The sequence below is a fragment of the Nocardia sp. NPDC058058 genome (genome assembly GCF_042885355.1).
Lineage (GTDB): Bacteria > Actinomycetota > Actinomycetes > Mycobacteriales > Mycobacteriaceae > Nocardia.
Genome location: NZ_JBHVSA010000003.1, coordinates 804910 through 818100, shown reverse-complemented (window position 1 = coordinate 818100; position 13191 = coordinate 804910). Strand labels below are relative to the sequence as shown.

Sequence of the window (13191 nt, the reverse complement as noted above, 5' to 3'; positions counted from 1 at the left end):
GAGCCGTAGGTGCGCCGAGTATTCGATTCCGTGGTGGTCTGCCGATCGACCCGCAACCCAAGCTCCCGCGTCCGAAGGTCAATGCCCGGAAAGCTTAGCCACCCGGTCGCTCTGAAGGCCGCAAGGCGCGGAGAGGTGTGCTGATCTGGGAGGCTGCCAACCGGTTCAGCGGAATGCGGCCGCGTGATCGGTGGCCCACTGCTCGAACGACGACGCGGGCCTGCCGGTGAGGTCTTCGACGGTCGAGGTGAGCAGCGTTGAGCGAGACCGCTTCTCGGCGGCCGCCAGCAACGCGTCGACCAGCGCGGGCGGACGGCCATCGTCGAGCAGCTGCCGTCGCGCGTCGTCCACCGCCACTTCCTCGAAGCGCAGTGGACGTCCGAGGGCAGCGGCGATCGCGTCGACCTGGTCGGGACGACTGATTACACGCGGGCCCGTCAGCAGATAGGTCCGGCCCGCGTGCGCATCGTCGGTGAGAACCGTTGCGGCAACCGCGGCAAGATCACGCGGGTCGACGACGGCGGTGGGAGCGGTCAGCGGACCACGAACCACACCGGTCGCGCGGATCTGCTCGGCCCAGCCGAGGGTGTTGCTCGCGATGGTGTCCGAACGCAGAATCGTTGGGGTGAGCGAGGTTCGGGCAATGAGCCGCTCCATCGCCGCATGCATGGCGAAGATCGGATCGTCGAGTTCCTCGGCGCTACCCACCCCCACCGAGGACAGGTAGACGATTCGTCGCGCGCGCTGCTCGATCGAATCCAGCACGGCGGAGGCGTCGTCGAGGGTCAGGAACGGCCACATCAGCAGCACCGTATCGACGTCGACCAGCGCCGCCGCGAGTGCGGCCTGATCGGTGAGGCTGCCTTCGACGATATCGACGCTCGCGGGTAATTTCGCTTGCTCGCGCGAGCGCACCAGCGCCCGAAGCGGATGCGTCCCAAGGCTCATCAGCCGATCCATCACCTGCCTGCCGACCTTGCCGGTCGCCCCGATCACCAGAATCACGCCCGCACTCGCCTTCTCCGATACTTCGATGATCATCAAGGTATCGAACAACGCTTCCCCGGCGTACTGAGCACCATCATCCGCGCCGAGCCGCACCCGGTGGGATAACCACCGCACCGTGGAGCCCCGGGCACCGGGGGCATCGAAATCCGTGTCTGTTCAAGACAATCGGAGCTTGACACTGTTGCCGAGGATTTTCTCTCGAGCAAAGGATTCACGAATGCACGTGCTTGTTTCTGCTCTGCGCACCGGTGTAGCGGTCGCGGCCATCGCCGCGACGGTGACCGGCGGCGCACTCGCATCGGCCGCGACCCCCGACACGACCGGCGGTGTCCCCCTCGAGGTCGCGACCCCCGCGGCCCAGCCCACCCAGGCCGAATCCATCTGGGCAACCACCACCGGCAGCGCCGCACTCGACTTGCTGACCCTCCTGGGAGCCCCCACCGGCAGCATGCAGAAGCCGTGCAACCTGCCCAACCCCATCCTCTGCCAGATCAGCTGATCGCTCGGGGTACTGAGCGGAGTCGGTGGGCATCGTTGCCACCGACTCCGCTCATGTAACCGCGCCGTAGCCAGCGATGGTTCGCCGGTGATTCCCGACGCTGAGCGGGGTGAAGGTTTGCTGGGTGTTTGACGGCGATTGTTGCGGGTATGTGCGTACACGCAGCACGTTGACAGCAGATCGTTCCCACGCGGTGGCATGTCCGGGCTCCGGGCATGGTCACCCCCTTAGCGGAGGAGAGATCATGGCGAAAACGACGTTGGAATCCCTGATCGGTAGCACTGCGCGCGATGCGGCGGGTGTGGAGATCGGGCGCATCAAATCCTTCTTTCTCGACGATGAATCCGGTGCGCCGACCTGGGCGGCGGTATCGATGGGCAGGGGCGAACAGGCGGCCCTGGCCCCGCTCGCGGGTGCTGAGTACCGGCCTGAGGATAATTCTGTTCGTTTGCGCGTTAACCGCGAAATGGTATCCACCGCACCGCATCTCGACCATGACGGACGTATCGACCCGCAGGCCGAACAGCAACTGATCGCCCATTACGGCGGCGGACAGCGTCGCGGTGCGGCGTCGGTCGCGGGCACGCGTATCCAGCCCGCGATGGATGAGCCGATGACCCACGGCTACGGCGATGCCGAATCTTTGCTGCGCTCGGAAGAACGCCTCGTGGTCAATACCGACCGGGAAGAGGTCGGCACCGCGCGACTACATAAGTACGTCGTGGAGGAAGAACAGACGGTGAGCGTGCCGGTGAGCCACGAGGAAGTGCGGGTCGTGCGCGAGCCCATCACCGATCCGAGCGCCGCCGGACGCGCCGATATCGGTGAAGCGGTCCAGGAGGTCACCCTGCACGCCGATCGCGTACGTATGGACACCGAGGCCGTCCCGGTGGAACGAGTGCGCCTGGAGGTCGAGGACGTCGCGGGTGAGCAGGCCGTCTCGGGCACGGTGCGCAAGGAACGCTTCGAAACCGAGGGCTTCGAGCCGGAGAATCCCGAAAAGCGTGGCGGTGCATAGTCTTTCGTCCCCTATCCGAATCAAGACCAGGAGGAACCATGGAATGGCTGCTAGGTTTGCTCGGGGGTGTCGTCGGCGGTGGGATCGGCGGTGCGCGAAGCCGATTCGGTCCGCTCGTACACGGGGTCACCGGGGCGGTCGGTGGCGGGATCACCGGCGCGATCATCGAATCCGCCACCGGTAGCGGATTGGATTTCGGTCAGATCCTCGCTCAGGTCGCCGGTGGCGGCGCGGTGGGCGCGTTGTTCTCGGCGGTGCTGGGCATCGCGTCCAAACCCAAGACGGGAGTGGCGCGATGACGCACTGGAAGAAGCCGCTGCGCGGCGCGACGCTGGCCTTCGCATTGATCATGGCCTGTGGCAACGGTTTTCTGGCACCGATGGCGAGTGCGCAACCGGCCGATGCTCAGAACGCGATCGACTCGCACTACCAGGACAAGGGTGGCGCGTCCTCCCCGCTCGGAGCGAAGACCGGAGGCGTCTACGCATTCGGTGCCGACGGCGCGGCACAGGACTATCAGGGCGGCAAGATCATCTACTCCGCCGATACCGGTGCCAAGGTGATGTACGGGGCGATCCTGGACAAGTACCTGGCACTCGGCGGCGCGAACGCCGTCGGGTATCCGACCAATGACGAATCCGATGCCCCGGTCGCGGGCACCGCGCGATTCAGCGAGTTCTCCGCACCCGAGGGCGCGACCATCGAATGGAGTCCGCAGAACGGCGCATGGCTGGTGCAGGGACCCATTCGCACCGCGTGGTCGCACCTGCGTGCGACAGACGGGGTGCTGGGTGCGCCCATGAGCGACACCAGCGTCGCGAATGGGGTCTACAGCCAGACGTTCCGCGGGCAGGGCGCTGATCCGGTTCAGATCAGCTGGAATCAGGCCGGCGGCTTCACCACCATTCCGGCTGAGATCGCGACTCAACTCAGCGGTCTCGATGTCTCGGTTCCGGGTGCGCCGCCCGGACAGGCCGTGGCGACTGGATCCGAGGCCGCTTCCAGTTCCAGTTCGGGTTGGAAGTGGTGGGCGCTACCGTTGGGGCTCGTAATTGCGGCTATCGCAGGCGGTCTCGCCGCGATGGTGACGAAGAGCCCTGCCCGGAGCAAACATTCGACTCCGGGATCCGGTACCGGTATGCCGCAAGCGCCGCGCTCTGGGACCAATATGGCCGCCGGTGCGGGCGGTATGGCTCACACTGCCGGAGCGCATATGGCCACCGCGGGTGAGCGTGCCCGCTCGTTCACATTCGGTGGTCCGGGCGGTCAGCGCGCCTGAGTTGGCTTGCGAGGGTGGAGTGTCCACGATCGTGGGCGCTCCACCTTTGCCGTTTCAGCCGATCGCGCGTAGTCGGCGCGAGACCTTCTTGATCACGTGCGTCGGGCTCGGGTACAGGGTCAGACCGGCCTTGTCGTCGACGGTCACCCGCAGATCGGGGTAGAACGCGCGGACCGACTCGAGATGCTTGGAGAAGTCCCTGCGGAACTGGAAGCGGCCCTGCTTGGTATCGGCGAGGTTCGAGCCGAATTGCAGCATGAGCAGCGGCCAGGACAGCTGCACGGGGTCTTCGAGCTTGAACATGCGGTAGGTGAGCCAGATGTAGATATCCATCGCCATGGGCGCGCCCTGAAGCAGGTTGAGCACGTTCATGTCCACCGGGACCGGATGGTCGATGACCTCTTTGAAGAACTCCGGGGACAGCGTGATCGAACTCGGCATCAGGTACTGCTGGCCCTCACGACGCTCGCCGGTCCACCACAGGTCCCAGTTGCTGGCAACGCTGAGCTTGATTGCGCGCGAGCGCTGTTCGGCGTAGCTGTCCTTGAAGTCGATCGTGATGGTCGCGCGCAGCAGACGCTCGGTCTGATTCTGGAAGCGGCCGATGGTGCCGGTCTTGCCCCCGGTCGCACGACCCAGGCCGACCTTGCGCATGTACTCCGACTGCGAGCTGCCGAGATCGATCATCGGCTCGCCGGTGAGCACGGCCTCGGTCGAAATATGAGCCAGGATCAGGCGGGGAACGCCACCGAAGGGGAATCCGTAGGAGCGGGTGACACCGTTCTCGACCCGCAGACCGGGCTGGACCGTGATGCGAACCGGACCGCTTTCGCGACCCCACGCCGTGCGATCGGTGCCGGGATCCTTGTAGGGCAGGCTGAACTGGGTGAACAACCGCCCCAGGTAACCAACCTCCTGGAGCTCCCGTTCACGCTGCGCTTGGAGCTCAGCAGCCATTGCTGCGAGTTCCGCGTCATCTCGTTTCGGCCGAGCCATGGGCGTTAGCATTCCACGTTCCCCCTCAAAACTCGCAATGACGAGATCGGCGTGTCGGTGGTGTTGCGCATACGAAGCCGACTTCATAGCCCCTGAAGTCGTATTTCAGGATATGTGCGCGAGGGAGATTCTCATAATGGCCACGGTCGGCAAGAAATGCGCAACTACTCGGACTGTTGGGGCGCGTGAGGAATTCGACCAGCGACAATAGCCAACTCGTGCGCATAAGAAGCCGACCATGCTGACTCATGATGACCATCGTGATGTCACAAATGCGCCATCGGAGCTGGGATGCGGGCGCGAGGGCGTGGTGGGCGCGAGCTGTGAGCGAGTGGGGAGAGTCCAGCGAACGGCCGCTCGGAGCACGCGCGAGGCGCGGACTTGTCCACAGGCTGCGGCGGCCTACTACTACTAGTTATCTTTTTCTACAAGAAGAAACAACTACTTGTAGGGGCAAATTTAGGCCGTTTGACCTGCGCATATCCAAGGCCTCGGTCGGCAACAAATGCGCACTGGGTCGGCAAGATATGTGTGGAGGAGCCGGAATCGCGCCATTTTCGGTCGGCGATAAATGTGTGGACCGAATACGCCGTCCACAGGGTTATCCACAGATTGATGCACAGAGTCGGCAACAAATGCGTGGAAGCTCCTCAAAGAGTAGATCGCGAACTTCAGGTCGGCAAGATATGCGCACAATTCCGCGTGTCGCGGGCATTCGGCGGAACCGGCGATTCTGGTGCTGATCAGGCAGTTTGTTTCCGGCGGGGCGTTGCGGCGGGTTCCGACCGTCGACCGCATTTCGGCCGCGGTCGGAATGCGGGGTGGCCCCGATCTCGCCCCGGGTCGGCAAGATATGCGCACCGGCGGGGCTGCGCGCTGGACCTTCGGCCGGGCGCGCGCACGAGCGAATCAGGCGCGTGACCTGGGATGGTCGGCTTCCTATGCGCACGGCTGGGCACGCGCGGGTGCGCATAAGAAGCCGACCGTGTACACCGAAGAAGCCCACCGACCACGCATAAGAAGCCGACCTCGCGTTCGCGAAGTCGGCACGGGTCGGCCTCGTATGCGCACCCGACCTGGCGCTATGACCAGCTGTATCGGTCTGACCTGCGCTTATCTACCGCGTGTGCCGATTCGTCCGTGAAGTGCCACAACATCGAGGTCGGCTTCGTATGCGTACGCACTCACGCACGCATACGAAGCCGACCTGGCGTTCAGGCCGCTCTACGCATACGAAGCCGACCATCTCCCCAGCGCTGAGAAGGTCAGGTCGGCAAGATATGCGTGCTCGGTCGGGCTCGAGTCGCAGGATCGAAGCTGCGGCCGCCGGCATCGGTGCTGACTGTTTCGCCGCTTTCGTCCATGGAAATAGGGGCTTGACCTGGGAGGTCGGCTTCTTATGCGCACGGAAGGCGAGGGCGAGGGTCGCCCGAATATGCGTGGTTGCGGTGCGCATATCTTGCCGACTGCCCGCTGCGGGCTGCGGGCGAAGCTTGATCGTTCGCTGTGGTCATCGCGGTCTCGGGATGGGGAAACGCCACGTCAGAGGCGGGGTCGGCGGGAAATGCGCGCCGGCGGACGCGTCTGCTGGGCCAGGGTCGGCCGCGAATGCGTGGCGCGGTCGGCCATCAATGCGTGCTGGGGTCGGCCATGAATGCGCGGGGTCGGTCGTGAATGCGTGGGTCGGCGATGAATGCGTGGCGCGGTCGGCTCCGAATACGTGGCCGAGGTCGGCAAGATATGCGCAGTCACTGGGAAATCCCGTGGTCCGCATCGACCTCGGTGGCGGGCGCGCACTGGACGGCGGATGCGAATTGATGCCCTGACCTGGGGAGGTCGGCTTCTTATGCGTGATACAGAGCCTGGTGCAGTCGGATGGCCGTGCGCATTAGAAGCCGACCGCGGCGGCCTTCACGGATGGATCTCCGTGATATCGGTCCCGCACCCACTCCCCCGACAGCCGGCCCAGCCCGGGGTGACGGGGTACGAACCCGGGCTCCGGGTCGGCAAGATATGCGTGGTCTCTCGGCGTCTGCCGCTGGCTGATCTTGCCGATTCCGGCGGAATCCGGGCCGGATGACGGCTTCGATCTTCGGCATATCGCCAGGTCAAAGACCTCTTCGCGGGGATGGTCGGCAAGAAATGCGTGCCATCGACGGGAAGGTGCATCGAGTGCAAGTCGGCTTCCTATGCGCACTCTCTCGGGGGATCTGTTCGATGCGGAAGCTCGACGAAGCACGCATAAGAAGCCGACCTCCCCCGAAGCCCACTGCGCTGACCAGGCAATTCCGTTCAGAGCCCCACGTAGTCGGCTTCTTATGCGCGCGACGAGGCCGTATCGGTATTTCGCAGGTCAGCAGCCCGAGACAGGCCCGCGAGCCACGCATAAGAAGCCGACCAGGGCTGGTTCTCGGCGGCTCGAGCACGATGACTCCGTGGTGGTGGGCCGTCCACTCCCCCGGCCTTGGCGGCCGTGGGCATTCGGCATGCGTCGATGGGTGCCTCGCATAGCGATTCCGTGGGTCAATTGGTGCCCGAGGCACAGGCCGTCGTCCATGCGGCCCTGTCGGCGACCTCCCGTCGGGAGGCGAGCCTGCGTCGGGAGGCGAGCCTGCGTCGGGAGTTCGGCCAGCTGGTTGGAAGGCGCCGGAGGGTGCGAAACAGCCCAACACCCGAACGAGCATGGGTGTAGCGCGTGTGGGCATCCACGAGGAGATTCGGGCATATCGAATTCCGGGTCGTTCTTCGACCCATATCGCGAAGGTGAGGGCAGGCGAGCCGTCTGAGCGACGAATCGTGCCGTGACGTGCAGATTCACCTTTTTCGGCGGCTCGGCTGACCTGGATCTGCGAGCGGATGATGTCAGCGTGGCGCGTGGTGTTCGACGCAATCGGGACTAAAATTGGGGCTGACCTGCTGATATATCGCTTCGATGCGTACGGGAACCGATTATCACGCGCCAGAACGAATATTTATCAGGTGACTGTGCGGGTGATCTGGATTGGGCGGGTTTTGCCCTGCTTCAAGCCTAAGGGTTTCGGCGCGGAAGTTGTGCCAGGCCGACACGAAGTGCCTGCACAGCGGCAGGATCGGCCAAACCGACCGGAACTTCATCCCCTCTCCCCTCTCCCCTCTCCCCTCTCCGGCGCTTCTGCGCGGTGATGCGGTCCGGTGGAGATGGCGTCAGGGTCGGCGGTATTGACCGCCGAGTGGCTGTGTCGCACTCCGCGGTAGCCGGGATCGGGGGTCTCAGCGCCGCGTTGGCGGCATAGCCGCAGGTCATGCGCCACCAGGCTCTAAATCGTCCGTAGAAGCATTTTTGTGGTCAAAACGAACATCGGTATGTGAATGGGGTTTTGATCGATCTGCGTGGAAATTGGAGGGCAGTTTCGGTTCTGAGGGTGCTGAAAGGGTGGCGAGACGGGTCAAATCACCTGATTTCAGGGGAAAGTTGGCAATCTTGCAGTTATCGGCTTTTGGCGGGGTTCCGCGCTCGTCATAGCCACTCGGATGTGCTGGAACCACCTTCGCGGGTAGGTGTGAATCGGCGCTGCGGTGGCTTGGTCGAACACCTCGAATGCGAAGCATCTCCCGTTCGGTTCGTCGCTGTGCTGCAGCATCTGAAGGACGTCGAGCGTGTGGCGGTCCAGGGGTTTCGATTCGCCAGCCGGGATTCCCGTCATGAGGTTGAGGCTGCGCCGCGCGGGTGCCCCGACGAGATGGATTGTCCGGGTTGACGAGACATGCGGAGAAATCCGCCAGCGGCGTGAGAGGGACCGCCGTGGCGAGCGGTTCCTCTCACGTGGCCCGCATTCGGCGGGCATGAGATGGAACCGGCCGACTCCCATGCGGCGACACTGATTTGACGGTCGCTCTGCGGCCAAAGGGGGCTGTTGAGAGATCCCGCTGGGTCGGACGTCGTGGGTTATCGGGATGTTCATGACATGCAGGGCGCTGGGAGTGTCTCTGTGGCAGCGCCTGACGCTGACGAGATCGGGCGTGCCAGAAGGACACCGGTCGGATGGCGCGGATCGAACCTCTGGGCAGGGGCCGCTCTACGAGAGGTTATGGCGGTCTGGCGCGCGATGTCTTCGGCAGTGGAAGGGAGCGGGTGCCACTCCCCCACATCACGTCTCCATCGAGACCGTGGAATCGGCGGCGATCGATTGCGCGGTGATACTTCGCAATCCACCCGTAGGGCACATGCGTCTCCGGCGGGGGATATCGCCGAGCAGAAGGTCGACGAGTCAGGGTCTTGCCGCGGATCTCTCGAAGTCGCAATGACAAGGCACGTCGAAGGAAGTCGCGTTCGCGTGCCGGATCAGCTCTTGAATCGCCCACGTCAGCAGGCTGTCTCGGCTCGTGCGATTGGCGAGGACGGGCTGTCGATCTCGGTAGTGGACTGTGAACGTGCCACCTGCGGCTGAGTACTTGGCTGGGCCCGTGCAGTGTTCTGCACCGATCAGCCATCTATCAACTCTTGGTTCGGACGCAGGGCTGATCATCCGATTCGCCTCGGTACCTGGCGACTTGGCCGCGGATGAAGACCGCGAACAGGACGGACTGTCGCTAGACTCCTTGGAGTTCCAACACGACACCGAGATGTATGACTGACGAGGAAGGGAGACGCGAATGCTCTGCATGAACCGGATGCATTCATCGTCTCCTCGGCGTCTCAAAAGCTGTCGTGGAGAGCAACTCTCAGCTCCGAAATCGAGTCCCCTCTCCCCTCTCCTGGCTGATCGAGCGGGACTCACTGTTGGCGAGAAAACATCTTCTGAACTGGTGATGTACTACAAAACCAACGCTGCTACCCACGTGAGCACCGTTGCGATTGTCGTTACTAAGGTCGTACGCAAGACATTTGATACGACAGACCAGAAGACGTTGGATGCGACATTAGAGACGACAGTCGACACGACCTTAGCGACGGCAGATGAGTTGAGCTGCTGGTTTGCTGTTGTATCGGTAGATGATTCGATCTGCACAACGCCACGAACACGGGTTGATTGCATGGGGTTGGAACATGCAGCAAGACTTGCCTACTGGTCCGCATTGTCACGTGCTTCTGTATCGACTCTTGGTCGGGCTGGTGTTGTGGGCCTGATGTTTGCAGGACGGCATGCGCTTGAATCGGCAGTCGCTCAGGCATATTCGAATGACGCGAAATGTGCAGGTGTGTGTGGGTCGACATGCGCCCTCCATGGTGGCTGGATCACTGCACGAACAACTCCCCTTGGCTCGGTATCTGAAGCCCCCTGCACATTGGGTTGGATATCGGGCGATGTGAGTGCGGAACATCGGCGCATGAAATCGCTCGTGTCTCAGGACTTGCCGCTCACCTTGATCAGGGTTGAGCTAACTGCCCTCATGCGCGCACATGAGCGTGTCGGTGAAAGGAACTGCAGTACGGACAACATTTGGTCCACTGCAACAGCATTTGCAATGGGTATCGAAGTGGGCGTAGCTACCGCAGATGTCAAGGCGGTCAACGGGGCATGTACGAGTGCGCTTCTCATGAGTGACCCACTCGCACAGGACCTGACCGATGCTCATGCCGCTATGAGCGCCGCATTCACGAGCACTGTGATGACCAGGCTTTCGGATCATGCCGATGCCTTGAATGCCGTCTCACATCCGGTCTGCGTCCAGGGCTTTGACGTGGTAGCTCCAAAGGACGCCGATTCCGTATGTGTTGCGGCAGTTCAAAGGTCACCGACCAAGACCGAATCAGAGTCACCATGTCTGACTCATGATCAGGTGGATGCACGGGTAGTTATCTCGGTGGACTGTCTTGTCTGCGATCGGGACCAGGTTTGCGACCAAGACACCGTCTTCGCCCCACCCATCTCATCGGTACGAAATCCGTTCCGTAGACCGGGCAAAGCCATCACACAGCAGATGACACGAGTCTCCGCACAGCCCAATACATCTCACTATGCGCAGGTCAGGACAGTCCAAGCTGCCCCTTCACCTGGCATTGCACAACCACAACCGAAGACAGCTCTCTCGACTCGTCATCAGATCGCCTGCACGGGATAGGGATTGGCTGGTGCGTCCACCTGATGCGTGGGCTCGGAAAAGATCGCGACACACCCCCTGTAGATGGTTGGTTCGGTGGTGTGCGCTGCGGTACTGTCCTCGATCGTGACGAGTTCTCGTTTGCTGCCTGATATCCGTGCCGTGAGACGAACGATCCTGCTGGCCAACCAAAAAGGGGGAGTGGGCAAATCGTCGATCGCCGCTGCCATCGCGGTGGCCGTCGCCCGACGGGGTAAGCGGGTACTGCTGATCGACGCCGACCAGCAGGGCAACTGCACCATCCGGGACCTCGGGGTGAACGATTCCGATGAGGGCCGCTCGCTGGCGATGACCCTGCAGTACGGCACCGCTCTGGAGCCGGTCCGCAAGGTCCGTGAGGGTCTCGACGTCGTCTGTGGCGGCCGCCATTTGGCCATGGCGGGCACCGTCGTCTCCAGCGCCGAGCAGACCGGGATCAACCCGCTGCAGAATCTGCGCGCCGCACTCGAAACCCTGGTCGACGCCGAGGGTTACGACCTCGTTCTCATCGATTCCGGCCCCGGTGACCGTGCGGTTCTGGACCTGCTGCTGCAGATCGTCAGCTGGCTCGTCGTGCCCACCAAGGAGGACGACGGCAGCATGGACGGCGCCGAACTCCTGGCCCGTCGCTACCTGCACGCCCGCAAGAACGGCGCCCTCGTCGAACTGATGGGCATGGTGCTCTTCGACTGCAATCCGCGCGCGGTGCGCCGCAACGAGGAAACCCTCGGCAAGATAATGGAATTGCTCGACGGCACCGGTATCGAGCCGTTCCGCAACTTCATTCGCCATGACAAGGCCGCGGCGATCGACGCGCGCGCCTTCCACCTCACGGCGGAAGAGCTGGTCGGATTCACCCCCTCGCGCCCCGAGGGTTCCGACGAGGAGGTGATCAAGCGGTGGTCACGTGATACCGAACCGCTGGCCACCGACTATCAGAAGCTGACCAAGGAAGTCTTGGTCCGACTGGCCACCGGTGAGCGAGCGAAGGAGACCGCATAATGGCACGCAAAGGCGCATTCAACGATGACGACCTGACCGACATCGACGACCTGCTGCCGCCCTCGGCGCCGCGCCCCGTCGCACACGCGGCCCCGCTGGTCGCGGTGCCCGATGTCGCCGAAGTCCCTGCCCCGGTGGCGGATTCGCCCGAGGTAGCCCCCAAGGCTCCCAAGAAGGCCGCCCCCAAGGCCGCCGCGAGCCCGGTCGCCGAGCCGACCAAGCGTCCCCGCACCAGGGCGAAGAACGGCCAATCCGTCCCCGAGGCACACGTCGCGGGCGTCGTGGCCGAGGTACTGCGCCAACTGACGCACACCGAAAAGCAGCAGCGCGGCGAAGGCCGCAGCTACGGCGCGGTGGTCCTGGACGCGATCGAAGCACACGAGTTCGAACTCCAAAACCACTTCACCACGGCGGCCTCCGCGAAACCCGCAGGCCGCCTGTTCAAACGAGTCGACGCGGCCCGCCCGCGCCGCCGCCGCCACTCCGAACCGCAGGTGAAGATCGCCCTCAGCGGCATCATCGCCGAGGATATGGCCGCGATCGACGACCTCGTCGAAACCTGGCAGACGGGTAGCCGCAGCGCCCTCGTGGATCAGGCGCTCAAGCTGTACCTGGCCGAGGATATTGCCCAGCTCACCGTTGAGGGACCTGAAGAGGATGAGCTAGTCGACGAGTAGATTGACGGCCACACACTGTTCGCTGACTGTTAGTGGTCGTGTTAAACCGAGCGACGAACGCGAAGTGTCCCGGACGGCTAGAACGTCACTGTGATGAAATATGAGCTTCAGGGTCTGCTTCGTCGTTCGGTCTCACGTTCGCGCATATCCAGCCCCGAGGCCCATGCCGCATCTGCCTCAGGCAGCGTAAGACGGCCAGGCGGACCGCGCTGCGCGTATCGTATTTTCCATTCAACGGGCTATTAAACAGCGGTACGTTTATTCTGTAGACAGTCGGGATAAATCTAGGCCGGTGCTGAGAAGGCCTCGGACCGACCACCATCCGAGACCTATGGTGCGTTTCATCTTCGGTCGATGTGCCCATCACGAGGGTTTGGTGATCAACGATGGTGGTGGCTGGGAAAATGGACCAGACGGCCCTCTCATGGTAAATACCCATTTCAATGAAAAAGCTCACATACTGTACGCGGTTGCCCACCCCAGAATTCCAGAGGCTGTGATCGATACCTATAAATCTGAATACAATTTCTCCGACACCGACGACGGAATAGGGCATGTGACACGTAAAAGCCTTTCAATTGGCCAGTCCCAGCGGCCTGGCCATCCAGTTATAACCCGAGGCGAGGCCCCCAGGGGAGGTGGCGTACAAGTT

The 13191-nt window shown here is 63.0% G+C and carries 8 protein-coding genes; 6 read left to right on the top strand and 2 right to left on the bottom strand.

Features of this window, described 5'->3' with window-relative positions; genetic code table 11:
- Positions 1-165: 165 nt before the first annotated feature.
- Entirely contained in the window at positions 166-1041 is an 876-nt protein-coding gene (locus tag ACFVUS_RS27330; protein ID WP_387772308.1) for an NAD(P)H-binding protein, read from the bottom strand.
- Positions 1042-1225: 184 nt separating this feature from the next.
- On the opposite strand from ACFVUS_RS27330, the gene ACFVUS_RS27325 reads away from it, so the two are divergent.
- The 4 genes from ACFVUS_RS27325 to ACFVUS_RS27310 all read left to right on the top strand — a co-directional run bounded on the left by ACFVUS_RS27325 (position 1226) and on the right by ACFVUS_RS27310 (position 3804).
- On the top strand, positions 1226-1507 hold the full coding sequence (locus tag ACFVUS_RS27325; RefSeq protein ID WP_387772306.1) for a hypothetical protein: 282 nt from the start codon (positions 1226-1228) through the stop codon (positions 1505-1507).
- Positions 1508-1631: 124 nt separating this feature from the next.
- A complete protein-coding gene (locus ACFVUS_RS27320; protein ID WP_387772303.1) occupies positions 1632-2525 on the top strand; it encodes a YsnF/AvaK domain-containing protein in 894 nt (297 codons plus the stop codon).
- A gap of 38 nt (positions 2526-2563) precedes the next feature.
- Complete coding sequence (locus ACFVUS_RS27315) at positions 2564-2824, top strand: hypothetical protein (protein WP_387772301.1); 261 nt, start codon at positions 2564-2566, stop codon at positions 2822-2824.
- Entirely contained in the window at positions 2821-3804 is a 984-nt protein-coding gene (locus ACFVUS_RS27310) for an LGFP repeat-containing protein (protein ID WP_387772298.1), read from the top strand. The genes ACFVUS_RS27315 and ACFVUS_RS27310 overlap by 4 nt, the downstream gene beginning before the upstream one ends.
- Before the next feature lie 54 nt (positions 3805-3858).
- Here the strand turns inward: ACFVUS_RS27310 and ACFVUS_RS27305 are convergent, their stop codons facing one another.
- Complete coding sequence (locus ACFVUS_RS27305; protein ID WP_364649929.1) at positions 3859-4800, bottom strand: replication protein RepA; 942 nt, start codon at positions 4798-4800, stop codon at positions 3859-3861.
- Positions 4801-10983: 6183 nt separating this feature from the next.
- Between ACFVUS_RS27305 and ACFVUS_RS27300 the strand changes: the two genes are divergently transcribed.
- Both ACFVUS_RS27300 and ACFVUS_RS27295 read left to right on the top strand, forming a co-directional pair.
- Complete coding sequence (locus ACFVUS_RS27300; protein WP_387772294.1) at positions 10984-11862, top strand: ParA family protein; 879 nt, start codon at positions 10984-10986, stop codon at positions 11860-11862.
- The gene (locus ACFVUS_RS27295) at positions 11862-12539 is read left to right on the top strand and encodes a hypothetical protein (protein WP_387772291.1); all 678 of its coding nucleotides are present in this window, start codon (positions 11862-11864) and stop codon (positions 12537-12539) included. The genes ACFVUS_RS27300 and ACFVUS_RS27295 overlap by 1 nt, the downstream gene beginning before the upstream one ends.
- Positions 12540-13191: the final 652 nt, after the last annotated feature.

What these genes read in the sequence shown, in the direction of transcription:
- ACFVUS_RS27330 (WP_387772308.1), bottom strand. Translation starts at nt 1,041, where the DNA reads ATGATCATCGAAGTATCGGAGAAGGCGAGTGCGGGCGTGATTCTGGTG.
- ACFVUS_RS27325 (WP_387772306.1), top strand. Translation starts at nt 1,226, where the DNA reads ATGCACGTGCTTGTTTCTGCTCTGCGCACCGGTGTAGCGGTCGCGGCC.
- ACFVUS_RS27315 (WP_387772301.1), top strand. Translation starts at nt 2,564, where the DNA reads ATGGAATGGCTGCTAGGTTTGCTCGGGGGTGTCGTCGGCGGTGGGATC.
- ACFVUS_RS27310 (WP_387772298.1), top strand. Translation starts at nt 2,821, where the DNA reads ATGACGCACTGGAAGAAGCCGCTGCGCGGCGCGACGCTGGCCTTCGCA.
- ACFVUS_RS27305 (WP_364649929.1), bottom strand. Translation starts at nt 4,800, where the DNA reads ATGGCTCGGCCGAAACGAGATGACGCGGAACTCGCAGCAATGGCTGCT.
- ACFVUS_RS27295 (WP_387772291.1), top strand. Translation starts at nt 11,862, where the DNA reads ATGGCACGCAAAGGCGCATTCAACGATGACGACCTGACCGACATCGAC.